Source organism: Rhodococcus sp. IEGM 1366 (assembly GCF_033142425.1).
GTDB lineage: Bacteria > Actinomycetota > Actinomycetes > Mycobacteriales > Mycobacteriaceae > Rhodococcus_F > Rhodococcus_F globerula.
The window spans coordinates 1-24,433 of record NZ_JAWLRZ010000014.1; the positions used below are offsets into that span (position 1 = coordinate 1).

At 59.6% G+C, this 24,433-nt stretch carries 21 protein-coding genes and 3 pseudogenes; 11 read left to right on the plus strand and 13 right to left on the minus strand.

The window, feature by feature from the left end; all coding sequences use genetic code 11:
* Nucleotides 1-59: 59 nt before the first annotated feature.
* Nucleotides 60-224 (minus strand): hypothetical protein, encoded by a 165-nt coding sequence (locus tag R4P64_RS29945; protein ID WP_317823814.1) that lies wholly within the window; start codon nucleotides 222-224, stop codon nucleotides 60-62.
* A gap of 486 nt (nucleotides 225-710) precedes the next feature.
* Here R4P64_RS29945 and R4P64_RS29955 point away from each other — a divergent pair, with 486 nt between their 5' ends.
* From R4P64_RS29955 to R4P64_RS29965, 3 genes and pseudogenes are all read left to right on the plus strand, one after another.
* Entirely contained in the window at nucleotides 711-1,655 is a 945-nt protein-coding gene (locus R4P64_RS29955) for an alpha/beta hydrolase (protein ID WP_317823816.1), read from the plus strand.
* A gap of 28 nt (nucleotides 1,656-1,683) precedes the next feature.
* Nucleotides 1,684-3,324 carry an NAD(P)/FAD-dependent oxidoreductase gene (locus R4P64_RS29960; RefSeq protein WP_317823818.1) on the plus strand — a complete coding sequence of 547 codons (1,641 nt, stop codon included), beginning with the start codon at nucleotides 1,684-1,686 and terminating at the stop codon, nucleotides 3,322-3,324.
* Between the two features lie 348 nt (nucleotides 3,325-3,672).
* Nucleotides 3,673-3,820, plus strand: a pseudogene (locus tag R4P64_RS29965) (transposase); the annotation flags it as partial.
* A gap of 29 nt (nucleotides 3,821-3,849) precedes the next feature.
* Here R4P64_RS29965 and R4P64_RS29970 read toward each other — a convergent pair.
* Nucleotides 3,850-4,254, minus strand: coding sequence for an integrase core domain-containing protein (locus R4P64_RS29970; protein WP_317823820.1), 405 nt, complete (start codon nucleotides 4,252-4,254; stop codon nucleotides 3,850-3,852).
* Here R4P64_RS29970 and R4P64_RS29975 point away from each other — a divergent pair.
* The 3 genes and pseudogenes from R4P64_RS29975 to R4P64_RS34090 form a co-directional block, all read left to right on the plus strand.
* A pseudogene (locus R4P64_RS29975) lies at nucleotides 4,245-5,198 on the plus strand (IS30 family transposase); the annotation flags it as partial. The gene R4P64_RS29970 and the pseudogene R4P64_RS29975 sit on opposite strands and share 10 nt — an antisense overlap.
* Nucleotides 5,199-5,269: 71 nt before the next feature.
* Complete coding sequence (locus R4P64_RS34085) at nucleotides 5,270-5,671, plus strand: helix-turn-helix domain-containing protein (RefSeq protein WP_411742728.1); 402 nt, start codon at nucleotides 5,270-5,272, stop codon at nucleotides 5,669-5,671.
* On the plus strand, nucleotides 5,559-6,014 hold the full coding sequence (locus R4P64_RS34090) for an IS3 family transposase (protein WP_411742729.1): 456 nt from the start codon (nucleotides 5,559-5,561) through the stop codon (nucleotides 6,012-6,014). The genes R4P64_RS34085 and R4P64_RS34090 overlap by 113 nt, the downstream gene beginning before the upstream one ends.
* 1,751 nt (nucleotides 6,015-7,765) lie before the next feature.
* Here the strand turns inward: R4P64_RS34090 and R4P64_RS29980 are convergent.
* The 4 genes from R4P64_RS29980 to R4P64_RS29995 all read right to left on the minus strand — a co-directional run bounded on the left by R4P64_RS29980 (nucleotide 7,766) and on the right by R4P64_RS29995 (nucleotide 13,134).
* A complete protein-coding gene (locus R4P64_RS29980; RefSeq protein ID WP_317823822.1) occupies nucleotides 7,766-8,812 on the minus strand; it encodes an ABC transporter permease in 1,047 nt (348 codons plus the stop codon).
* Complete coding sequence (locus tag R4P64_RS29985; protein ID WP_317823824.1) at nucleotides 8,809-11,337, minus strand: ATP-binding cassette domain-containing protein; 2,529 nt, start codon at nucleotides 11,335-11,337, stop codon at nucleotides 8,809-8,811. The genes R4P64_RS29980 and R4P64_RS29985 overlap by 4 nt, the downstream gene beginning before the upstream one ends.
* A complete protein-coding gene (locus R4P64_RS29990; protein ID WP_317823826.1) occupies nucleotides 11,334-12,068 on the minus strand; it encodes an SDR family NAD(P)-dependent oxidoreductase in 735 nt (244 codons plus the stop codon). Before R4P64_RS29990 ends, R4P64_RS29985 begins: the two co-directional genes overlap by 4 nt.
* 61 nt (nucleotides 12,069-12,129) lie before the next feature.
* A complete protein-coding gene (locus R4P64_RS29995; RefSeq protein ID WP_317823828.1) occupies nucleotides 12,130-13,134 on the minus strand; it encodes a substrate-binding domain-containing protein in 1,005 nt (334 codons plus the stop codon).
* Nucleotides 13,135-13,670: 536 nt separating this feature from the next.
* On the opposite strand from R4P64_RS29995, the gene R4P64_RS30000 reads away from it, so the two are divergent.
* Nucleotides 13,671-14,432: an SDR family oxidoreductase gene (locus R4P64_RS30000; protein ID WP_317823829.1), complete on the plus strand. Its 762-nt coding sequence runs from the start codon at nucleotides 13,671-13,673 to the stop codon at nucleotides 14,430-14,432.
* Between the two features lie 223 nt (nucleotides 14,433-14,655).
* Nucleotides 14,656-14,947, plus strand: a pseudogene (locus R4P64_RS30005) (TetR/AcrR family transcriptional regulator); the annotation flags it as partial.
* 1,689 nt (nucleotides 14,948-16,636) lie between these two features.
* On the opposite strand, the gene R4P64_RS30010 reads toward R4P64_RS30005, so the two are convergent.
* From R4P64_RS30010 to R4P64_RS30040, 7 genes are all read right to left on the minus strand, one after another.
* Nucleotides 16,637-17,008 carry a nuclear transport factor 2 family protein gene (locus tag R4P64_RS30010; RefSeq protein WP_317823830.1) on the minus strand — a complete coding sequence of 124 codons (372 nt, stop codon included), beginning with the start codon at nucleotides 17,006-17,008 and terminating at the stop codon, nucleotides 16,637-16,639.
* Nucleotides 17,009-17,746: 738 nt separating this feature from the next.
* Nucleotides 17,747-18,001 (minus strand): hypothetical protein, encoded by a 255-nt coding sequence (locus R4P64_RS30015; protein ID WP_317823831.1) that lies wholly within the window; start codon nucleotides 17,999-18,001, stop codon nucleotides 17,747-17,749.
* A 569-nt stretch (nucleotides 18,002-18,570) separates the two neighbouring features.
* Nucleotides 18,571-18,804: a ferredoxin gene (locus R4P64_RS30020; RefSeq protein WP_317823832.1), complete on the minus strand. Its 234-nt coding sequence runs from the start codon at nucleotides 18,802-18,804 to the stop codon at nucleotides 18,571-18,573.
* Nucleotides 18,801-20,021: an NADH-ubiquinone oxidoreductase-F iron-sulfur binding region domain-containing protein gene (locus tag R4P64_RS30025; protein ID WP_317823833.1), complete on the minus strand. Its 1,221-nt coding sequence runs from the start codon at nucleotides 20,019-20,021 to the stop codon at nucleotides 18,801-18,803. The genes R4P64_RS30020 and R4P64_RS30025 overlap by 4 nt, the downstream gene beginning before the upstream one ends.
* A 1-nt stretch (nucleotide 20,022) precedes the next feature.
* Nucleotides 20,023-20,580 (minus strand): ferric reductase-like transmembrane domain-containing protein, encoded by a 558-nt coding sequence (locus tag R4P64_RS30030; protein ID WP_317823835.1) that lies wholly within the window; start codon nucleotides 20,578-20,580, stop codon nucleotides 20,023-20,025.
* A gap of 2 nt (nucleotides 20,581-20,582) precedes the next feature.
* Entirely contained in the window at nucleotides 20,583-21,494 is a 912-nt protein-coding gene (locus R4P64_RS30035; protein WP_317823941.1) for an FAD:protein FMN transferase, read from the minus strand.
* A 26-nt stretch (nucleotides 21,495-21,520) separates the two neighbouring features.
* Nucleotides 21,521-21,796, minus strand: a complete 276-nt coding sequence (locus R4P64_RS30040; RefSeq protein ID WP_317823836.1) for a hypothetical protein — start codon at nucleotides 21,794-21,796, stop codon at nucleotides 21,521-21,523.
* A 179-nt stretch (nucleotides 21,797-21,975) separates the two neighbouring features.
* On the opposite strand from R4P64_RS30040, the gene R4P64_RS30045 reads away from it, so the two are divergent.
* Genes R4P64_RS30045 through R4P64_RS30055 form a run of 3 tightly spaced genes read left to right on the plus strand, consistent with a single transcriptional unit; the run spans nucleotide 21,976 to nucleotide 24,431 of the window.
* Nucleotides 21,976-22,638 (plus strand): response regulator transcription factor, encoded by a 663-nt coding sequence (locus R4P64_RS30045; RefSeq protein ID WP_317823837.1) that lies wholly within the window; start codon nucleotides 21,976-21,978, stop codon nucleotides 22,636-22,638.
* Nucleotides 22,635-23,870 (plus strand): HAMP domain-containing sensor histidine kinase, encoded by a 1,236-nt coding sequence (locus tag R4P64_RS30050; protein WP_317823838.1) that lies wholly within the window; start codon nucleotides 22,635-22,637, stop codon nucleotides 23,868-23,870. The genes R4P64_RS30045 and R4P64_RS30050 overlap by 4 nt, the downstream gene beginning before the upstream one ends.
* Before the next feature lie 12 nt (nucleotides 23,871-23,882).
* Complete coding sequence (locus R4P64_RS30055) at nucleotides 23,883-24,431, plus strand: DUF2231 domain-containing protein (RefSeq protein WP_317823839.1); 549 nt, start codon at nucleotides 23,883-23,885, stop codon at nucleotides 24,429-24,431.
* The last annotated feature ends 2 nt before the right edge of the window (nucleotides 24,432-24,433 follow it).

Below are 24,433 nucleotides of genomic sequence, written 5' to 3' on the forward strand. Positions count from 1 at the left end.
GACGTGGCGACGCACGATCTCGAGTTTGGTCTCGAAGTCGTACTGTCTTCGGTCTCTCGTCACCAGCGCACCTGCTCCCGTAGTTGCCATCGTTGATACAACATTTGGACAGGGTTCTGGGCGAGTTCAAGCGAAATGGCCACGGACTTGGCCGTGTAGCCCTGCTCGAACAGTTCGAGCGCCGATACGGCGTCGGTGTGGCTTAACGTGCTTTTCGAGTGCATCTGACTACTCCCTGAAGAAGGATACCTAGATTCGGTGTCCAACTTTTGGGGTCCATTCCACTGTTGCGTGACTATTTCCCGAAGGGAACGGACCTCGCCATCCACTCGCCGGAGCATCTGCTGGCCGTTGAGAACGAACTCAACAGCCGTCCCAGGGTCGTCCTCCAAGACCGTTGTCCGACAGAGTTGTTCACGGCTCTACTAGAGTCACAAGATCCGTCGGTGTTGCGACGTTGACTAGAACCCAAGGTGCCGTATCTTGATCAGTTTTCACCTGCCGTCGACACCTCGGTGGGCCGGGTCTCGGCGGCTCGGGCGCGAGCCGGGTCTTGTGCGGCATGGGTCGTGTTGAGATCGCGGTGACTCATAATGCGACACTCCCGAAAAACATGATGGGATGAGCGGCATTCTCGTGGTCGTGATGGACGTCACCGGAGAGAAATCCGGCTCGCGACGCGTCTATCGATGACCGCACAGGAGCTCGCAATGCCGATAACTCGACCAACAGACCCACTGGGTCGCATCTACGCCGAATGGACAACGGAGTTCGAAGCCAATCCTCTGATGTCACTGCAGATGATGCGGTGGGTCTTCGAGGACTGGCAGCGTGTGACCGCGGAACCGGAGGGCGTGACTTACCGCTCCACCACCTTCGGTGGGGTTCCCGGGATCTCCGTCGAGCCGCTCGCCGCCGACCCGCGGGAAGTGCTGCTCGTGCTGCACGGCGGCGGCTTCGCACTCGGATCATCGGCCAGCCACCGCAAGTTGGCCGGTCACCTGGCCAAAGCCTGCGGTACACGCGCTTTCGTTGCGGATTTCCGACGGGCGCCGGAACACCCGTACCCGGCGCAGCTCGACGACGTGACTGCCGTCTTCGAGGCGTTGCTCGCCGAAGGGATCTCGCCGCGCGACATCACATTTGTCGGCGATAGTGCGGGAGCCAGCCTGAGCGTCGCGACGACGCTCCGCTTGCTGGCCCAGGACCGGCCTCACCCCGGCCAGGTGGTGACGATCTCTCCGTGGCTAGATATGGAGAACTCGGGCACCACTCTCGCGACGAACGACGATACCGATTTCCTGATCACCCGAGATGGTTTGCAGGGCAACATCGACCGGTACCTCGCGGGTGGCGCCAGACCGACTGATCCGCTGGTCAATCCGCTGTACGCCGACTTCACGGGGTTCCCGCGGCTGTATATCACCGCGTCTGATTCCGAATCCCTGTACGCCGACGCGACGCGGCTGCACGAACGTGCCGTAGCGGCCGGAGCGGATGTCACCTTTCATAGCGCGTCGGGCGAACAGCACGTCTTCCCACTTCAGGCGGGTCTTCACGAGGCGGCCGACGATGCCGTCGCCGCCATCGCGACCTGGTACCGCACCGGCCGTGCAGTGGGCGCAGCCGAGAGCACGACACACACCATTGCCTGAGCAGAAACCCGAAAGGACCACGTTCGACATGAGCAATTCTTTTACCCCTTCCCGCGATTACGATGCCGTCGTGATCGGTGCTGGATTCTCCGGTCTCGCACTGCTGCACCACCTGCGCGACATCGGTCTCCGCACACTGGTCGTCGACGGTGAAGCCGGTATCGGCGGAACATGGTGGGTCAACCGTTACCCCGGAGTGCGTACCGACAGCGAGTACAGCTACTACTCGTTCTCGTTCTCGAAAGAGGTGCGCGAGGAATGGACGTGGACCGAGCGCTACCCCTCCGGCGGCGAGGTTCTCGACTACCTCAACTTCGTCGCGGATCGGCTCGACCTGCGCAAGGACATTCAACTGAACACCTGGGTGGAGTCGGCCGCATACGACGACACCGCAAACACCTGGACGGTGAGGTTCGCCGACGGCCGCGAAATCACGACCAAATATCTGGTCAGTGGGATGGGCGTGTTGTCGCAGGCCATCTATCCGGACATCGCGGGACTGGATACCTTCGCCGGCGAGAAGTGCCACTCATCGCACTGGCCGAAGGACGGTGTTGACTTGAAGGGCAAGCGCGTCGGGTTGATCGGCCTCGGTGCGTCGGGCATCCAGATCGTTCCGAGGATCGCGCCCGAGGTGGCGGAGTTCTTCGTGTTCCAGCGGACGCCGAACTACGTCGTCGAAACCTCGAACGAGGCCGTGACCGCGGACGACATGGCGTACCTCCGGGAACACTACGACGAGATCTACGAGAAGGCTGCAAACCATCCGTTCGGGGTGGCTATGGAACCGGCGCAATACAGTGCGCTGGAGGTCGACGACGAGACCCGCCGCGAGATCTTCGAGAGCAAGTGGAACCAGGGCGGTTTCCACTTCGCCAACGAATGTTTCAACGATCTTGCCAGCAACCATGAATCGAGCGAACTGGCATCCGAGTTCATCCGCTCGAAAATCCGCGAGATCGTCAAGGATCCTGAGACCGCCGACCTGTTGTCGCCGAAGAACTACTCGTTCAACGGTAAGCGGGTTCCGACCGGCCACGGCTACTATGCGGCGTTCAATCTCGATCACGTTCATCTGATCGACGTGGCGGGCACTCCGATCTCCGCGATTACCGAAAAGGGCGTAATCGTCGGCGACACCGAGTACGAGATCGACGTGCTTATCTTCGCGACCGGGTTTGACGCCATGACCGGAACGCTGACCAACATCGACATTGTCGGCAGGAACGGAGTCACCCTGCGCGACAAGTGGGTTGACGAAGGCCTTCGATCCAATCTGGGGATCAGCGCGCACGGGTTCCCCAACTTCTTCATGTCCCTTGGGCCGCAGACACCCTACTCGAACCTCGTCGTCCCGATCCAACTCGGTGCGCAATGGTTGCAGCGCGCCTTGGTCTGGGCCGCGGAGAATGGCGTCGAACGTTTCGAGGCCACACCTGAGTCGGAAAGCTGGTGGGTCGAAGAGACCGAGCGAACGGGCAAGGCAACCGTGATGTACAGCGAGGGAAAGAAAGCCAAGGCCTGGTTCCTGGGCGACAACGTCCCTGGCAAGCCGGAGGAATTCCAGGTCTACATGGGTGGCGGGCACGTATACCAGCAGTACTGCCGCCAGGCCGAAGCAGACGGCTACACCTCATTCCTCGCGGACTCGGCCATGCTCACCCGCTGAACACCAATCTGTCCGATCATCCTGGAGTTTCGACCGCGCGGCGCTCTCTCCCCTTGAATGACGCACGAACGAGATACCGGACGCGAGGGGAGAAGCGGTGTCTTGTGGCTGTTGTCAACGTAATCTGATTACGACGCCAAGGCTCGCTTTTGTCGGGGTACGAGGTTGATGCCACCACCGCTCGTGGTGCGGTCCATGGCCTTCGTAGACATGGCACCGTGCCACCAGGGGTGTCGCGGGCAACCCAACTTTGGCTGGCGCAACCTTCGAACTGGTGCACCAAGGGAGTCTGCACTATGTCGTTCGTTGGGACGCTTGGTGGTCTATCTGGTCTATCTGGTCGATCGCCTCAAACGCATCAAATCTGGTGCCCCGAAAGAGCTTGCGGAGTTAGCTCAGCTCGGTCGCAGTCTCTGGAGACGCAGGAAAGATAATCCTGGAGTCCTTCGATGCCGGAGCATCGAATGGTCTGGTCGAGGCGATCAACGGTCGGCTCGTTGAACCGTGCCGGGTTTCTTGCCGTTCCTATGCTGGCGACATCTCCGGCTGGAGAATCGGTAGTTGAGAGTAATAGATTGCCTCGAACTCGTCGGGAGGGACGTAGTTCAAAGTGCTGTGCAGGCGGCGAGTGTTGAACCAATCCGCCCACTCCATTGTCGCGAATTCGATGTCGTAGATCGTCTTGATCGGACCCTGCAGAAACGGACCGCTCTTGGAAACTGCTTCTGTCTTGAACAGTCCGATCCTCGACTCCGCGAGGGCCTTGTCGTAGGCATCGATTTTGGCCTCAATTATTCTGTCGGTGAACACAATTGACGTATACTGGCCAGGTTCAACCGGTGGAGGCAACATCTCGGCAATGGAGGTGTTAGAGGGGACGACCGCCAGGATGGGTGGCAGCGTTGACCGGGCGAGCGGTGATGAGGTCACCGGGGCGACCTCCGGTACGCAGGGACCTCGAACGAGCATTCTGGTCGCAGATCGTAAAGGGTCTCACCAGCGAGGATGCCGCTATCGCGTGCGGCGTGTCGGCACGGGTCGGCACACGGTGGTTCCGGCACGCTGGGGGTATGCCGCCCATTGAGTTGACCCGGTCTCGCGGAGATACCTCTCCTTCACCGCGCGTGAGGATATCGCGATGTTGCGAGCCCAGAAGATCGGCGTACCGGAAATTGCGCGCCACATCGGGCGGTCGCCGTCGACGATCTCGCGAGAGTTGCGGCGCAACGCCGCCACCCGAAGCGGGCCGATCGAGTACCGCGCCTCTACCGCGCAATGGAAGGCCGACCTCGCCGTGAGGCGCCCGAAGCCGGCGAAGCTCGCAGAGCGCGAACGGTTGCGAGAGTACGTGCAAGACAAGCTTTCCGGAGACGTCTATGCCGAAGACGGAACAGTGGTCGCCGGACCGGATGTCGCGGGATGGAAAGGTCGCAATAAGCTTTGGCGTCGTGATCGTCGGTGGACGACTGCCTGGAGTCCGCAGCAGATCTCGAATCGGTTGCGTATCGACTTTCCTGACGATACGTCGATGCGTATCTCGCACGAGGCGATCTACCAATCGTTCTATATCGAAGGACGTGGCGGGCTGGAGCGGGAGCTGGTGACCTGTTTGCGGACAGGGCGAGTGTTGCGTAGGCCTCGCGCCCGGGCACGGCAGCGACCGGCCGGGTTCATCACCGACGAAGTCACCATCGCCGCGCGGCCCGAGGAAGTCGACAGTCGCGACATTGCGGGACATTGGAAGGGGGACTTGATGATTGGATTGTCGTTCGGCGATCGGCACGGTGGTCGAGCGGACCAGCAGATTCACGGTGCTGCTGCACATGCCGCGCAAGATCGGATGTGGGACGATACCACCCGTGAAAAACGGGCCAAACTGCGGGGAGCAGGTGCGCTGGTGACGAGAGACTGAAGACAGTACGATTTCGAGACCAAACTCGAGATCGTGCGTCGCCACGTCAACGGAGAGTCCGGAAGGGCTCTGGCCGAAGAGTGCGAACTACCCTCGCCCACGACGGTAGCGAACTGGGCGGTCATCTATCGACGCGACAGCGAGGACGGGTTGCGCCCGAAGAAGCGAGGCAGGCCACCTGTCGATCGCGGGGATTGCCCTGACGAAAAGCGAGCTCGAGACACTGCGCACGGAGAACGAACGACTTCGCGCCGAGTTCGCGTATCTGGGAAGTTGCGGGCCTTGAGGTCGCAGGAACGACGGGCGAAAGTTCGAGCTGTCGATGATCTCAAGGCGCAATTTCCGCTGGCACTCTTGCCGGAAGATCGCGCACCTCCCCAGATCGGCGTTCTACGACCATCGGAATCGACGCCGTTGCGTGGACCGGCATGCTGAGCTCAAAGAAGCCATTCGTGAGACCTTCGAAGATGCGAAGGGCGCCTACGGGCACCGACGTATCCTCGCAATCCTGCGACGGCAGGGACGGAGGGTGTCGAAGAAAACCGTTCTCACACTGATGTGCACCCTCGGACTGCAGTGCCTGGTGCGTCGTCGCAAACGGTACAACTCCTTCCGAGGAGAAGTCGGCGAGGCAGCCGATAACGTGTTGAACCGCCAATTCGCGACCGAATTCCGGCACACCGAGTGGGCCACGGACCTAACCGAGTTCAACATCGGCAGAAGGTCGGCCAGCGCCCCAATGAGCAGGCCTCAGGGGCCGCCATCGCATCGGCTGTAGCGCGATCTCCCACCAGCGGATCGGTGTCACGCACTGCCGTCAGGACTGAACGTTCCGCTCGACGAAGTGATCACCTGTCAGCGGCTCGACACTTGACCCCGCTTTCGGCAGGGGCAGGATGGGGGTACCCGCGCCGACGCCGGCTACGGTCTGCCAAGACCGAGTTCGAACTCGGATCGACTCGAGAAGTCCGGTGCCGACACGCTTACCGATCTCATTAGATCGACTCGACCCTGGAATTTTGTGCACGCATGTCGTCGATGAACTGGACTATCAGCGGCGGCGAGGGTCGAGTTCCCTCGCGAGGAAATCTATGCCGACTTCTTCAATATCGTTGGCTTCCTTAAGTTCTCGGTTCTCACGCTCGAGATCTTTGATGCGTTGCTGTTCCACAGAAGTAGCACCGGGAACTTGGTTGGCATCAATCTGGGCTTGCTTGGCCGAAGTTCCGGAGCGATTCGGCGCCGGTACCGAGTTTCGGGCCTATCACCTGACATGCGGAGTAAACGACCGATATTCGTCGAGGTGGTCGGGGACCATCCTGACGGCTCGCTCACGTTGCTCGAGTTGGTAACGCTTGGGCATGATCTGCATCCTTCACAGAAACGGATGCGGCATCAAACCCGGCACGGTTCACGTCGAGTACCTACGGGGTATTGCGCTGGATTTTCGCAATCGCGAACACTACATCTTGCAGTCGGTCTCCGTCTTGGTGAACAGTTTGGATTGGGCCCGCCCGCCCCCATCTGCGATGAGATGGGCCCACTCGTCGTTGTTGTGGCGGCGGTATCGTCACATTGCATGCCCAGATTACGCATGTCAAATGGACCGATAAACTGCTATTACGCAACATGATTCGTGTCTATCGACGGAGCGGTAGACGGGCCCGCCGGCAGGGCGAATCCGAGGGGGGCGCTGCAACACCAGTGAATTATTTCGCTGACTGTTTTAGATGATGCAAATATTTAGCGGGGTACCCAGCCGAGCGTTGCGTGGACGGCTCTGAACTATATGCGAAGCGTTCGACTCGGTTAAGGCCCTCCGCTACGACCTGGGAGCGTTGAAATGCCCCGCCCGGGATCAGGGAGTCCAGCGAGGCGAAGACAAGCGATAAGAGGGACCGAAAGTAGTTGGGACAGTTTGTCTTCGCGACTCGAACTGGAACGACCGCTGGTGATTCGCGGAATCGAGAGCCTGGACGCACCGAAAATCGACGGACTGCATGCCCTGCTCGTCGAGCGCGGCAATCGAAAGAGTTCGGTGCTGCTCACCATGACCTCCGCGTCGTGCGAGGATCTCGAGGCGTTCAGGCTCAAATATGAAGCGAATACCGTATGGTTGCAGTCGCTTCGGGAGCGAACCGGTGACGTTGGCGCACTGGCGATTTTTCGCCGACTCGGTTTCCCGGAATCGACTTGGTACCTCGGCCAGGCGCCATCGGACTCCTGGAGGCATATCAGTGGCAGGGCAACCTCAAAGAACTGCGCAGGATTGTCCCACGACTGGCTTCCTATGGGTGACAAGGTTATTTGTCGCACGCTCGACCTTTCTGAGGCTATTCGCGCAGACACGGCGTGGAACATGATCGAACGGGTCGAGGTTTGCCATTCACAAAGCGCTCGCCGAAGTAAATGGTAACAAAGCAATGGCCGCAGAGATTCTCGCGCTGTCATGGATAACGGTGTATCGGATGAAGGCGTACCGACTGGACTGGACACGTAATGGCCAACCGGTACGCCTGCCGTTGCCGATCAGGCAGCGGCACCTGCAGGTTCGCGACTTCTGCTACGACGCTGTGACGCTTTTACCGCTCTGATGGCGACGGGGACGAATTCTCGGGCCAGCACCACCGTGATCAACACCACTGACTGAGCGATGAGTTGCGAGGAGTCAGGCCAACCCACCGCGCGCAGGATCTGACTGAGTTGAGTGAGGAAAAGGGCCGCGATTCCGGTGGAAATGACGCTGATGAGCCCGCCGGTCAATGCGGTTCCGCCCAGGACTACTGCCGCCACCGTCGGCAGTAGGTAAGAATCGCCGAGGAACAACGCCGGAGTCTTGATGTAGCCAGCCAGCAGAGTGCCCGCCGCGCCGTAACAGAGTCCCGCAAATCCGTAAGCGAAGATCTGGTACTTCGGAACTCGGATCCCAATTGCCGATGCGGTTCGTTCACTGACCCCCACTGCGGTCAAACGCCAACCCACAGTGGACCGTTGCGTGACGAGTGCGGCCAAGAGCACCACGACGAGCGCAACCGCGGCGGTATTCGGAACTCCGAGTGTACGTTCGAGCGTCCACTGATTGAGCGCTGCTGACGCTCCGGCGGGAGTCCCGTTGGCAATGGAAAACACGGTTCCCAGCAACACCGTGTTCGTCCCCAGCGTCACCACGAGCGGCATGATCTGGAATCGCGCTACCAGGTACCCGTTGAGACCGCCGACCATCCCCGGAACAATGACTGCGGCAACGATTCCTGCCCACAAGGGCCAGCCGTTATTCTGTGGTAACCCCGTCACCAGCACTGCGGCCAGCGCGATCATCCCCGGTACCGAAAGATCCAGCCCTCGTTGCTGGATCACCAAGGTTTGACCGATCGCGGCGATGGCGAGCACCGCGGCGAACGGCAGCATGCTCAGCACCGGTGCCGATTGCAAACTTCCCGGTGCGATCACCGGGCTCACCGCAAAGAGGATAACGGTGGCGAACAGTATGGCCTTTCCCTTGCCGGACAGCAGCTTCTTGGTTGCGCTTGCCGCATTGACGGTGCTCGCCTTGACGAGAGCGCTCGGTGTGGTCATCGTGTCCTCGACATTCTCAGACGTGCGTATAGGGCCGCCGCGCCGATCGTGACGAGCCCTGGCAGCCAGTAAGACCACGCTTGTGACAGTCCGAGGAAGGGCGAAGCGTTGAGCAGTTGTTGTATCAGCAGTGCAGCGGCGAGGACGCCGACAAATGAGCCACGACCGCCGAAGACGCTGGCGCCGGCAAGAACCACGACGGTGACCGAAGAGAGCGTGTACGACAGCCCCGGTCGTCCGTCGCCGATTCCGATCTGAGCCATCATGATGACCGCGGCAGGAAGAACCAGCACGGAGCACAAGAGATACGAGAGCATCTGTACTCGCGTCGTCTTGATGCCGAGGCTGGCGGCGGCCTCTTGATGCGAGCCGGTAGCCCGCAGTTCGACGCCCCACCGAGTGGTGCGCAGCAGAATTTCGAGACCGACCGCGATAGAGATCGCGACGAGGATGGCAACCGGAAGGATCCCGACCCGAGCCGAAACTTGTTCCGCGACTATCGAAGAGATCGTGCCTCCTGGAGTTTTGCGCAAACTCAGGAATATGCCTTGCAAGGCCATGAACATCGCAAGGGTAACCACAACCGGATTCATATGCAGCCGAGAGATCAGGAACCCATTGACCAACCCGACGGCGATTGCAGCTGCCAACATCACCCCCAAACCGATGACTAAGTTGCCACCGTCCACTATCCAGAATGATGACAGCACAACTAGTAGCCCCATAAGTGGCCCGACCGACAAGTCAATTCCGGCGCCGAGTACCACCACATGTTGAGCAGCCCCAACCAAAATGAGCGGTGCCGCCATCAATAGCAGATTGTTGATATTGAATGCCGACAGGTATGCAGCGTTGCTTGCGCTCACCGCCACGCCCAGCGCCACGAAGATCAATGCAAGCACTGCGGCTGGGGAATGATCACCGCGCATCCAACTGCGAATGTGGGCGAAACGGTCGGGTTTTTCTGCATCAGCGCGCCGCCGAACCGTGGTGGATGTCAGCGCCGCGTGGGTGATTGCGGCCTCGGACACCTCCTCGCCGGCAAGTTCGGCAACTATCGAACCTCTGGAGAGAATGAGAACTCGATCGCACATCCCTTCCAGTTCCACACCATCCGAGCTCAGTAGTACAACTGTCGCACCAGAATCGGCGATCTCACGAATGATCCGATAGATGTCGACCCGAGCGCCAGCGTCGACACCTTGCGTCGGTTCCTCTGCCAATAGGACCGTCGGCGCCGATAAGAGAGTGCGGGCCAGCACCACCTTCTGCTGATTACCGCCCGAGAGCGAACTTATCGGCGTTGCCGATGTGGGCGTTTTGATGGACAGATTTTCAATTTGCCGGTCGGCGACACTTTCGACTCGCCGGTGCGATACCAGTCCAGCTGTCGCGACCTTACGCAGCGTGGTCATGACGATGTTGGAACCGACCGGTAACGGACCGAAAATTCCCTCGCCTAACCGATCTGCCGGGACATAGGCGATCCCCGATTGCTGTGCGGCCACGGTGTTACCGGCTCGCACCGACCTGCCCGACACCATGATTCGACCTGACGCACCATGTAAACCTGCGAGTGCGCGAATCAATTCACCCTGGCCATTGCCCTGCACACCTGCCAGCCCGACAATCTCGCCGGCCCTGGCAGTGAAGGAAATGTCGTCGAAGTGCGCACCGGTTAGTCCTTCGACCGCCAACCGGTCCTGACCGGCCGCAGCGCATTTGGGCGGAAATACCGTCTCGAGTGCTCGACCGACCACCTTTTCGACGATCTCTTGCTCCGAGACTTCTGCCGTGGCGAAGCTTCCGCGCACCTGTCCGTCACGGAGCACCGTGAGTCGATCCGAAATCTCCTTCACCTCAGGGATTCGATGTGAGATATAGACGACGGCCGCACCTGCGCGGACGATTTCCCTGATCTTGCGGAATAGTCGTTGGACCTCTTCGGCGCTCAGGTGTTCCGTCGGCTCATCCAGAATGAGTACGCGAGGATTCAGGGCGAGCGCCTTGGCGATCTCGACGATGAAGCGCTGCTTCATCGTCAGATCTGCGACTCGACTTTCGGCAGCGATGTTCATCTGCCAAGGATCTAGATGTTCTTGTGCCCACGCGGGTGCTTTCCGGAGACCGCCCACCCGTCGATACCCGACTCCGATTGCCATGTTCTCTGCGACCGTCAGATCGGGTAGGAGAGCGGGGTGTTGCCGCACGATGCCGAGTCCGAATTCTCGCGCTTGCTCCGGTGCCGCGTGCGTCAATGTTGCGCCGGAAATGATGACCGTTCCGGCGTCAGCGGCCAAGGCACCCGAGGCAATTGCCATCAGCGTCGACTTTCCGGCGCCATTCTCGCCGACGAGAGCGTGGATTTCTCCGGCGTTGACTGTCAGTTGCACGTCGGTCAATGCGCGCACGACGCCAAAGGACTTATTGATACCGCGAAGTTCCAGCGCGGTGGTGAAACCCGGAACCGGTGTGGGGGTGCTCGCGAGTAGGTTTCCCTGTGACACTTCGGTTGTGTTGTTCATTGCGCCAGGTATCCGCCGTCGATGACGAGTTCTGCGCCGGTGACAAAACTTGATTCGTCGCTGGCCAGGAACAGTGCGCCGTAGGCGATTTCATCGGTGGCTCCGGCACGACCGAGGGGTGTGTTGGCGATGACAGCCTTGTTGATCTCGTCTGCCTGGCCGTCGGTGAGTGGTGTCTCGATAAAGCCGGGAACCAGCGAGTTCACGCGAATGTTGTTTTGTGCGTAAGTGATCGCAGCATTCTTCGACATGTTCAGCACAGCGCCCTTGGAGGCGTGATATGCATGCGCGCCAGCGACGGCGACCGAGCCCCAGATGGACGAGACGTTGATGATCGAACCGCCGCCTCCACTCTGCATGCTGGGGATGACCTCGCGCATCCCCAACCAGACGCCGGTTTGGTTGGTCGCGACGACGTCATTCCACGAGTCAAGGGTCAGCTCGTGAGGGGCCTCGTATCCGATGATTCCGGCGTTGTTGACCAGAACGTCAAGTCTTCCGTGGCTGGCTACAACTCCGGCGACGACAGACTGCCATCCAGCCTCGCTCGCCACATCGAGCTGTTGATAGTTCACTGCGGGACCAAGATTGTGTGCCGCGCCACGCGCGGTTGCGATAACCGTTGCGCCCTCGCGTTCGAACATCTCTGCAATCGCCCGTCCGATTCCTCGTCCGGCACCGGTCACGAGCGCGACTTTGCCCATCAGTCTTCGGTTCGCTGATTCGTTCATGTCATTCTCCGGGTAGTAAGTCTGTGAATAATGCGGTGGTAGAGGGCATATATGACAGCGCTCAGTTGAAGAGCTTCTTCAGTTGGTCAACGGAAAGTCCGGAGGAGAGAATTGCGTCCGGCGGCAGATCGGGCTCGCACTCGGGTGCCAAGGCCGGATCGGTCGAGTCCTCGATGATGTTGAGGTTGTAAGTAGAGGGTTCGTTGTTGGGTATGCCACTGGCTGCTGCGAGGCCCTTGTGCAGCGCCGCGGTAACTACCCAGTTGCGCGAGGATTCGGTGGCAATCTGGTACTTCGGCTGCGTGTCCTTGTACTGGTACCACAGGCATGCGAACTCGTTTGAATCGTTGGCCGACCATACCGGAACGGGTTTCCCCGCTGCGATGAATGCACGAATGCCACCGATGGAACCTCCGCCGTAGTCGGCGACGATGCCGTCGATTTCGCTGTATTTCGTGATCAGCCCAGCCATCACTTGCTGGGTCTTTCCCGGTTCCCAATCAGTTGATACTGGTCCGTCAGCGTTGAGCAAGGTAACGTCCGGATGTTGCTTCACAGCCTCGGTGACGCCGTCGAACACACCCTGTGAGTAGCTGCTGCCTGCGATGCCACCGAGCATCACCAGGTTGCCTTTGCCGCCCATCGATTTGATGGTCCATTCGGCCAGATTCCGTCCGTAGGTGGTGATGTCCTCGGAAATGAAGTCGACATAGTCGGTGCCAGGCGTGCCTCCGGGCGAGCCGACCATCGGCACCACCTTGACGCCGGCGTCCGTGGCCTTCTTGATCGTCGGGAGTAGTGCCTCACCAGCGTCGGCAAAGGTGACGATGATGTCAACATTCTGTGCGACAAGGGAATTGATGTCAGAGATAGCCTTCTGCGTGTCGCCCTGCGCATCGGTGTAAAGGACCTTCTCGATATTCGAGCACTTTGCGGCCTCGGCTTCGAAGAGGGTGCGGGTGATCTTGCGCCACGAGTTGCTGCCGAAACCGTCGGCGTAGGCAACGGTTAGCGGTTTGGTGCCGCAGAAGGCGGAGATGTCCTGAATCTGGTCTTGGGTACCCACGGTGCCAACGACACCGGCCGAAGCGGGGGGCGCAGAATCCGCGCTCTTGAGTGAGCCGGTCGAACATCCGGTGAGTGCAACCCCGGCCGCCATGAGTATTGCGCTCGTCCTAGCTGCGGACTGAATTTTTGAAGTCTGAGTTTTTGAAGTCATGGAGGTAGAGCCTCTCGATGAATGTGGTCCACAGGTGGGTGTGGCATGGATTACAAGTGTTCAAGGCAGAGGCGGGTATGACCTGAAACACTTTGAGACTGGGCTGACTCATCTTGAGACGACGGCCCACTACGCCCCGATTGAGATCCATTGTGGAAAGTATGCGCCACAGCCCGGCAGTCATCTAGCACAACTAAATTCGTGGATGAACATCAGCGCCGACTTGGGCGATGTCGATGCGTACCTCAAGCGCTGGAACGCAGTGGCAGAGGCAGCCTGTCGCGGGTATCTCCACGAAAAGCTCGGTGTCAACGCCTGACATTGCTTGCCTCTCGCGCTGTCAATAAAGTTCCTCGAACAGATAGGTCTCGAACATGGGTCGGATGGACAACAAGGTCGTGATCGTCACCGGTGCGGCCTCGGGTATGGGTCACGCGACTTCGCTTCTCCTTGCGCAAGAAGGCGCGTCGGTCGCGATCCTCGACATCGACGTCAAAGCAGGCGAACGCACTGCTTGTGAGATCACCGAAGCTGGTGGCCAAGCGAGGTTTTGGCAGCTCGATGTAAGCGTCGAAGCCGAGGTCTCGAAGGTCTACGCCGAGGTGATCGAACACTTCGGGAAACTGGACGTGTTGGTGAACAGTGCGGGTGTCATCGGTGTCGACAAGCCGACGCACGAAGTTACCGAAGGCGAGTGGGATGCGCTCTTTGCCATCGATGTCAAGGGTGTTTTCTTCTCCACCAAACATGCTGTGCCACAAATGATCACAAACGGGTCAGGCTCCATCATCAACTTCTCGTCGATCTACGGGTTGATCGGGAACGACGAGTTCACGCCATATCACGTGGCCAAAGGTGCCGTGACCATGCAGACAAAGCAGGATGCCGCGAGCTACGGCAAGTACGGGATTCGAGTGAACTCAGTGCACCCGAGTACTGTGCTCACCCCACTGGTGGAAGGTATTGCCGCCGAGTACGAGGGTGGGCTGGCCGCCTACGAGAAGAAGATGACGGCAAACCAATCGATCCGGCGACTCGGTCGGCCAAACGATGTGGCCTACGCGGTCCTGTACTTGGCATCTGACGAATCCGCATGGGTCACAGGCGTCAACCTTGCTCTCGACGGCGGCTACACCGCCCGGTAGTCAGTCGCAGGTTCGTGAGGGTTGGCGCGCCCTGTCGCGGATGTTCGTCGTTACGGATACGAAAATTAGTGCCGCAACTACATCGCATTCGTATCTGATGTCTGTTTGGCCTGAAATTTGTAGTGGGGATCTTTCACCTTTGTCTCATGTCATGAGCGCCGCGCCTGGGGTTCCTCGGAGCGAGGAAAACGACAAGGCTGACAGGCGGTTTCATTGCCCTTCGATATGCGTCGGGTTCACCTCCGAAGACGCATTGCATATCCTCCGGGCGGTGTTCGGTTTCCTCAATAGTCGTATTAGCAACGAGCTTCAGGAAATAGGCGAAAATCCAGAGGAGACCGACGACCTCCTGCGACTTGGCCTGCATCGGCTTCCGCTTGCCGAGTTTCCGGGACTGCGGTTGAGGGCTACGATCATGGCTCACTACGGCGGGCAGGATGAAACCCGAGCGCGGTCTGGCAATCCTTCTGGAGGGTCTGGCGACGGCTTCCCCGCCGTCGAGTGCAGAAGACTGACTATTCAGGGCATCGTCCGCGAGAAGGCTCTGTCTGCAATTGCTTTGAGGTTTGCTTACAGGCGGGGCTTTTCTTGCCGACGGTTGAAAACTGGTTCTGGTCAACATGAAAGTAGTTGAAGGAGGAGGATGGTTTTCGTCTGAGTTTCGCGTGTACCGCTGTCCGAATGGAGTCGTGATCGATTACCAGCGGCAGGTGCCGTGGGAGTTGTCGAGTCGCAGGTCGGCGACGGGCGGTGTATTCGTGGGGTGGTAGCCGCGCGGGGGACGGGTGGCAGGGTCACATTGGTTTCGAGTCATCGTTGAGCGGAGGGACGCCGGGGTGATCCAGAATAATGCGCTACCGCCGGCGCGGTAGCAGGCCCCTTGGGGAAGGTTCGTGATGACTATTCTTCATCTTCTAGCTTCCGAGCGCAGGTCGGCTCGGTCTGTTCTGGCTCGTGCCCGGGTCGATGAACTGGATTTACCGACGACGTACCGTGTGCGGGAGGTTGGATCACCATTACTAGTCGAGGAACGGCGATCATTCCGGGACGTTCCGACGCGACCCTCAACCGAGGTGGCATCCGCATCGGAACCGCCGAATATTACGGTGTCCTCGACCGACTCCGGGCGTAGAGGACAGCGTCGTCGTATACGTCGCCTGCCCGGTCGATCACGGCTCTACCGACTCGATAGCTGTTGCTCCTATAGTTGTCAACTCGCGTCGGCACTGGTCACGGGATTGTTGACGAGGTGATAGACCTCGCAGATGACATAGCGTTTCAGGCAGCGAATGATGTTCTTTTGGCCTTTCTTCGGTGGTGCGGCGTGCGATGTAGATCTTTGGTGGGTTCGTGAAACCGCATGCGTACGATGACTGTTCGGTAGTTGGCGGCGTTGGGCTGCCGATGACCGCCGAGGTTGATGCGGGGATCGTACTGATCCCGGCCAGCTTGGCTAATGCAGCTTCGAACTTGACGCGCTGCGGGTTGTTACCGAACACGATCAAAATCTTGGCTGCAGTGTCAGTCCCGATTTCTTATGGTTGAATGAGTTGTGGTGCAGTAGTTTTCACAAGCCCGTCGATGTGTTCGTTCAACTCAGGTGCCTCATGATCGAGCATGAGGCACCGGCGGGCGAGGGTTGTCAGTGTGATCCGTATCGAGTCGTCAGGACTGTCCGGGTGCTCGGTGGTTAATGCTGCGCAGTGACGAGCGAAGGTGATCTGTGTTTTCCCAGCCATCGCGGCGCGTAATGCTGCTGGTGCATGCACCAGCATCGCCCTCTGCGTCACCATTGCCGTGGCACGCGCCTTGACGGCAGTGTCATGTGCGACTTTGAGTTGGCGAATCATTTCGACCGCTCGGTCTGTAATTATCAAGTATGGCAATCGAGTGCGGATCGTTCCTGTCGCCATCCAGCCGGCGGGCTAGTCTCACGACAGTGCCGATGAATGGGAAATCTGTCGTGTGCATCGTCGGGGAACCAGTGCAACACCAGATCCCCGTCAACCGGATCAAGATGCTCAACGTTGCATGTGTGCCACGCGCCGGACTGGGACTACCCGAGCAGGTGAATGCTGTTCAGCTACTGGCACTCTCAGGGATCATTACGGAGAATAGGCCAGATTTGGTTTCAACTACCGTTGGCAATTCGAACCAGCTGACTTCGGATTCGTGATCGGCCTCCGAAAAGTTCAGATTTCATTTTATTCGACCCACTGAGTGCGAGATGGCCCTGGGGCGAAGGGCTCGCCGAAGTACTGTGTTTCTCGGACAACTTTCTCACCCTCAAATTCCATGATGCTCACGACGTAGGACGGTTGGTCGTCGTATGCGAGTACGAGTTCACTGATCCAGAGATCTCCGCCGCCGAGGATGCGTTGCACGGTGAAGCGTTTCGCGTTCGGCTGGGCGGCACGCGATGCCTGAATATTGTCCCGGCCACGGATACGCTCGCCTGACTGGGGATATTCGAGAACTGCGTCAGCTCGGTAGATGTGATGTTCTTCCGTGAAGTTGTTGGTATCGGAGGCCTCCCAGTGGCGGCGTAGAGCGACCTGTAATTCATCGTCACGCATGGCGAATCTTCCTTCCCCTTGATGCACCGACATTACGTCGTAGGTTCGGCGGTTGCCTCCGTCGAAGTCCGCAGGGACGGATTAATTATCTTGACTGCTCTCCGATGGCGCGATTATGTGGTTGCTGAGCCGAGGGTGCGCCAGCGCTTGTCGTTGGGGCGTCGAAGTCGGGAGCGTTGGTCAGCGTTACGTACATGAATTCTGTTGCGACGTAGCAGATGTCGAACGTAGGTTGCGTCTTTGGCGGTCATTGACGAGTTGAGGCTAGGATCGCTCCGTCGTCGGCATCAGCGCGTGCAGCTTCAAGGTGCGCCGCCGCGGTCCTGCAGGCGCTCGGTCTGCTTCGTTGGCAGTTCAGACGCGTAGCATTGCGCTGCAGGGGCAACTTATGGTTGGTGTTTGCTATGGTTTTGCTGGCGTCGGCGGGTTTGGCTTTTGTGTCGACCGTTTCGGCGCATATGCCATATTACAGTGTTTTCGAAACTAGGGTCGGATCTGCGATCCTGGTGTGCATTCTGTTGGCCGCTGTTATCGGTGTAATTCTTGTGGGGTTCAGGAAACGATGACTGTGCACTCAATGGATGAGCAGGTGGGCACGACCTCCGTCAGACACCACGTCCGGGCTCATCGGCTGGAGCTGCCATAGCCGCGGAACTGTTCCGCACCAAGCCTTCCGACTGGCCGGGCCCGCCATATTGATTTTGAACGTTATGGCATTGCGGTCAAGTGCATGTCCATTCACGGGATCCAGTTTCCGGAGGTGTTTCGCCGTTCCCAGGATGCTGTCATGGAGGATCGGAGGGTGCTGCTCATCGTGTCCCCCGAGAATGTCCATGATTCATCCGCGCTGTGGTGCTCGGTCATCGTTCCATACGTGCCGGAGCCGTCGATTGCCGCTTCAGGGTTTCCACGTTCGTCGAGCACAGTGCCAGATGTTCGCCATCGTCCGATGATGGTCTCGAATGGGCGCAGATTCTCTGTTGTGGCTCTCATGTGTGGTCCTTGAGACAAGGGGTGTCGAATCCCTCGATCTGCCGGTATTGTGCTCCGGCTGTGGTCGCTGGTCGGGACTGCCTCCTCAGTGCACAGGGCGATCGGTGGGTCTCAGGCAGACCTGACGTCGCTTGAAAACTCATCGGTCCCAGCTCTGTCGTATGGCCAGACCGTGACGGGGGACTAAGGTGCGGCGGCCTGTGCGCGGGGTGAACGGCGCGACCATCCTGGCGACTTCGTTCAGGTCGTCTGGAATTCCGGCGACGTTCGGACCAGCCGCACCAATGTGGGTGTGGAACGGCCGATACGGACTCCCAGGACGTCAACCGTGAACCGGAGCGACCCGTCAGCGCGAGAGGCGATAGGCTCGAAAAGTTTGCGCAACAACGGGGTCATCGGGCATGGGTGCTGGTCAACTAGTCAATCTGCTCGGCAGGGGGCCGTTGTGGGCATTCTGTGGTTGAGCAGAGGAGCCGGCGGCTCGCAATACCAGACAGCTGGGCCGGTCGCCGATCGAGGCGTCGGCAAGGGTGCGGTTGACAGGTGGAGCCTATGTGAGGACTTGGGATTTAGCGATCCGGCTGCGAGACCATCCGTAATGATGCTTTGGGACAGAGTTTGACGGCGCGTTGGACGTCCGTTTCGAGTTCGGTGGGAATGTGTGGCTCTCGTCGGCGATCGTATGCGAGTGGATATCCCCATTCGTCGCGCGTGAGCAGGGTCGGTAGTAGTTCTGTGCAGAGTCCTCGACCTTCGCATGTAGTCCAATCGATGTGTAGGACTTTGGGCGATTTTGTGCTCATGATGCTGTTCCCATTCGTATGCCGACCTCGCAGGTTCCCGCTGCGTGCATTCGGAGATCGTGCTGGAAAACGCGAAGCGAACTCCTCACCAATTTCGCTGTCCCGTCCGGGTGTTTGCATGCGCCACGCCCCTCGACCAGATCTGCCAGATATCGGATCGACTCCTGGGTTTGGGCCGGCCCTGAGCGATAGGCAATATCGGATAGCGCGCGGGCCAGCCGAGGCATTCCGTTGATGCACGGTCCACACTGACGAGCGCTTTGATCGGCGAGATACTCAACTATGTCGGCTGAAGCCTTCAGGCCACACCTTGCGTGACCCAGTACGTGAATGACTCCGGCGCCGGGGGAAGCACCGACCGTCGCCAAAGCCGTTGTTGTCATGTTGGTAGTCGGCAAGTCTTGCGCATCGATCCAGCCGCCGTGGTACCCGCCGACGAGGACTGCTCTGATCGATCGAGTATCCGTACGCGAATACTGGGTCACCAACTGATCCAATGGAATTCCCATGGGGATCTCGACGACACCACTCACGGTCACATCGCCTGACAGGGTGATCAAGGTCGTCCCCGACGCGTCGCCTAGTCCTCGCGTGCGAAACCACTCGGGTCCGTATCGGGCGATGAGCGCGATGTGCGCCAGTGTCTCGACATTGTGAACCACGGTGGGGCGTCCGTTCAGCCCGGCCGCGGTGCTGTGTACCGAGCGGTCTCGAGGAATGGATCCTCGGCCTTCGATCGTTCCGACTACCGCGGACGTCTCGCCGCTGATGAATGTCTTCGGCGAAGCCACGAGTGTGACCAAGGGTTCGGTCAGCCCGGCAGTCCTTCTTTCTTTCAATGCATTCCGTACGAATTGAAGTTGTTGCGATCCTGCATACAGATATGTTTCTCGGCTCCCGCACTCGTGTGCGACGAGTTGTAAGCCGTCGAGGACGAGGTGCGGTGCGCGTTCGAGAAGTACTGCATCCTTGTCACTGAGTGGTTCGCCTTCGCTGCCGTTTGCGATCACCGCTACACGTCGTCCAGTGACGGAATCGAGTTTTCGGGCAGTGGGAAATGCCGCCCCGCCTTTCCCGTCGAGACCGGCATCGGTGAGTAGGCGGCCCAAGGTACCCGGTCGGGACAAGCGTGGGTTGTAGCCGTGGAGGGCCGTGTGGGTGGCCAGATCGGGTGAGCATGCGGCGAGAAGGCCGACATGGGTGGGTTCGGTTGTCACGTCATGTCCTTTCTGCGAGGCGCAGGGTCGAGTATTCGACGAAGTCTGTCCGGAGACGCCAGAGAACTGCTCCGGTCACCGCGACGGCTGATCCGACGGCAATGGTGAGAAACCACGTGTGTCCTGAGTCCGTTCCGTTTCCCAGCCCGTGCGCGAACGCGATCGGCCACAGGGCGTACGTGCTCCAGTGAACGAGTCGAAAAGTTTTGTTTCCTATGCGATTTCGCAGTATTCCTGTCAAGGACACGGCGAAGAGAATGTCGAACGCAAGGGTGCCCAGTCCGAGCCAGAAGGCGCGATAGCCGCCCAGGAAGGGGAAGACGAAGTCGACGAGTTTCAGCTGTGCGTACGGATCGGCCAACAGTGCCAGCATGTGTACGACTACGAGGATCACCCCGATCAAGGAGGTGGCCCTGTGCACGTTCTGCACGCCGAATCGAGGTAGTCCCGGTAGAGCCCTACCGGACCGTGTGACGATTCCGAGAACCATCGACACTGCCAAGAACACGAGAGCGGTGATACCTGTCCCTCGACCCAATGCCCACAGTGCTTCGTCCACGACTAGAGTTCCCTTCTGCCAGTGGCGACCGCATCTTTCGTCGGCCATCCATTCAGTAGTCGGATCTCACCTGCACGATCCACCAACCGCGCCGGTAGGCCCGTGTTTACGAGATCCCATGCACCTTCGAAACCTCTGACGATGCACGCGGTGCTCGCGAGGTTCGCCGACACACAACTGTCGGCGCCGACAGTGACCGTCTGCCATGCGGCATCAACGCTGGTGCCGCTCCGCGGATCGACGATGTGGTGCACCTGTCTGCCGTTCTGCGACCATCGACGCTTCCTGGTGCTCGATGTAGCGATGGCTACCCCGCTCGGAATGGCGACCGTATCGGCTGTGGCATCGTCGCCGTCTTGGACGAGAACGATCCACCCACCGTCCGGAGTCGGTCCGGCGGTAGCGATGTCTCCGCCGAGGCACACCAGCACACCGCAGTCGAGTGACATGCTGACGGCTTGCGCACATTCGTCTGCTGCAAGTGCCTTTGCCGTTGCCCCGAGGTCGAGTTGGACCCCCGAGGGAACGGTGACCGTTTGTCCGTCGAGCCTGACCGAGGTCCACTGCGGAGTAGAGACGAACGACGTCTTGATCGGCACGTCCCTGCCTTCGATCAGCGCGAAATCGCGGTCATATCCGAGCGCGACGAGCGCTGCACCGATTGTCGGGTCGATCGCGCCGTCCGTGCGCTCGGCGCCATCGAGTGCTGTTCGGATCAGCCGGGCAAGGGTGCTGCTCACTTCGACCGGCATGCCTCCTGCATTTTCGAGAGCTCGAATCTCAGAATCGTCACGAAATCGGCTGCATGCCAACTCTATTTCGCGAAGACGCTCGTCGATGATCGACCTGGCCGATTGAATCGCTTCCGGTCTTGACACCACGACCGAGGCTTCGAGGCCCCACACCCTCCACATGGAACCCGCGACGCTCAGGGAGGTGGTCACGATCCGGCCGATCGAGCGTGGGGGGTGGTACTTCCGCTCGACACCTTCGGTGCCGCCGCGGTTGAGGTAGTTGTCGATTGCGAGTTCGGAGTCGAACTACCGCCAGGTGGACTGCTCGATTGCTTGGTTTCGTCTGTGGTCGCTGTGGTCGCCGTGGCCTGCGTATCCGAATAGGCAAGTACTGTTCCGCCGACAACGCCCACGACTCCGAATGCCACGAGGGCTCCGGTGACGATTCGGGTGCGTCGAAATCCGTCTTCCGGTGTATCCATCTGATGCCTGCTCTCGAAGGTTCGATTGAGAACTCAACAATCGGCCGAGGTGCTTGTCCGGGACTGCATGTCTGCTGTGAAGCTGCTGGGAATCGGTAGTGCCGTCGGAGAGCTCCGAGTTCCACGATCGCGCTGCAATCTTGGAGAGTTCTCAGAACGGACGTGGCAGGCTCGCAGGCATGGGCGCGAAACCACGAATTCTTCTTGTCGAGGACGACCGGCAATTGGCGGGCATGCTCGCGGACCTCTTCGAGGAGGAAGGGCACGAGGTGGACGTAGCTCACGACGGACAAGTCGGTCTGCATCTGGCGTTGACTCGCACCTACGATGCTTTCGTCTTCGATCGTGGAGTACCGGTCATCGACGGGGTGGAATTGCTCAGAACCCTTCGGACGAGGGATTGCTCAGTACCGTCGTTGATCCTCACTGCTCGCGGTTCCGTTGCCGATCGTGTGGAGGGACTCGATGCCGGTGCCGAGGACTACCTGGTCAAACCCTTCGAGATTCCCGAATTGTTGGCACGAATGCGTGCACTGTTGCGTCGCCGAACCTCCGTAGTGCCGATCGTGGTCGGAAGGTGGGAAATCGATCGAGCGAACCGAACGGCTACCGACACCGAGTCCGGATCGGTGACCTCGTTGTCCGAACGCGAGAGTGAACTGCTCGGGTTTCTGTGCGCATCGCCAGGGCAGGTCTTTTCTCGGACTCAGCTTCTGGGGCGTGTATTCGGGAGCGCAGATACTCCGGGCACCGTCGACACTTATGTCCACTATCTCAGGCGCAAACTGGGCAGGGACGTCGTAGCCACTGTCCACGGCCTCGGATACCGGCTCGGCTCATGATTGTTCGCAGCAAAACCGCGGACGGTCAGTCGTCTGGCATCGGATTCGGTGACGAGGTGCGACTGCGGCGAGCCGGACGTTCGGCTGCGGTTCAGGCGGCCATCGCTCTCGGCGCCGTGTTGCTGATCGTCGGAGCAGTGTCCTATGTCGGTTATACGCGCGCACAGGATCGCCAGATTCGTTCTGCACTGACAGAGGTCGCAGCCACAGCAGACGATGCTGACGATCCACCGCCCGGTATGTCGCTGGCCTTTCGTTCCAGTGATGGCGTGGTGACCGTGAGCGCGCATGCCCCCAACGGGACCGCGGAACTCCTGGATGCGCCCGCTGGGTACTCGGATTTCACCGATGAAGACAGTAACTTCAGAGCTCTCGTATCCGACGGCGCGGAAGGTCGCGTCGTCGTGGTCGCAGCACTCGAGCCCTACGAATCAGGAAGGCAGCGATTACTTCTTGCACTCGGATTTGCCGAACTCACAGGAATTGCCGCATCTGTGGGCGTCGTGGTGTTGTTGTCCCGACGTGCAATTCAGCCACTGACGCAGGCACTCGAGCTGCAACGCCGTTTTGTCGCCGATGCATCGCACGAACTTCGTGCGCCGTTGACCGTACTGCACACTCGTGCACAACTTTTGGCTCGACGCGGAGACTCGCTCGAATCGTCTGAGCTTGTTTCGCAGCTCAACGGGTTGGTGGACGACACTCGGGCCCTCGGCGAAGTCATCGAGGACCTGTTGATGGCCGCATCAATGGACGACAGCGGACAACCCCGGAATCGAGTGGACATGGCAGCAGTGTGTGAAAAAGTCCGCGACAGTGTGGCCGATCATGCTCAGAAATCCGGCGTTTCCGTCGACGTGAGCAAGGCCGGAACAGGAGAGCCAGTGGTCCTGGGGATCGAATCTGCATTGCGCCGAGCGGTTCTCGCGCTCGTCGACAACGCACTTGCTCACGAGCGTCCAGGAGGGCACGTCCTTCTCCGCGTCGAGCGAGATCGCGACCACGTCAGAATCCGCGTGAGCGACACCGGAATCGGTATCGAACCTGAAGCGGTTCCGATTCTGTTCGACCGATTCTCACACGGCCCGACTCAACCCGCCGGTAGCCGGCGATATGGCATCGGATTGTCCCTGGTTCGCGAGATCGCGCACGCGCACCGAGGGAAAGTCTTCGTCGAATCGACACCGGACGTCGGCTCGGCCTTCGAGATTGTGCTGCCGGTAGCTCGATGACACCGAACACGTTTGAGCAGGATCCCCAGAACTCTCCAAGAAATCCTGCCTACGTTGATCGACATGGGCCTGACCACGATCGGCGGACTACCCGCTCACCCACTCCTCGTTCACTTCGTTGTCGTGTTGGTTCCGCTCTCGGCGGGTTTGGTTCTCTGCTCCGTTCTGTGGCCGGGCGCCCGGCGCAGGCTCGGGATCTTCCCACCGGCCATTGCCCTCGTCACGTTGATACTCGTACCGATCACGACCGATGCAGGTGAATGGCTCGAACACAATTCGCCCCACAGCGAGTTGATCGAGATTCACGCAGAACTCGGTGATCAACTTCTGATCTGGTCCATCGCGGTGTTCGTGTTCGCGGCGACGTCGTGGGTCCTGCATACCAATAGATTCACCGAGTGGCGAAACACACGAACTTCACTGTCCGACAGTTCGACGCTGCTCCGAGTCGTGACCATCGCGATAGCAGCGATGGCAGTCGTGGCGGCCGTGGGCTCGATGGTTCAGGTCTATCGCATCGGTGAGAGCGGAGCGAAGGCAGTCTGGCAGGAGAAGTCGTAGTC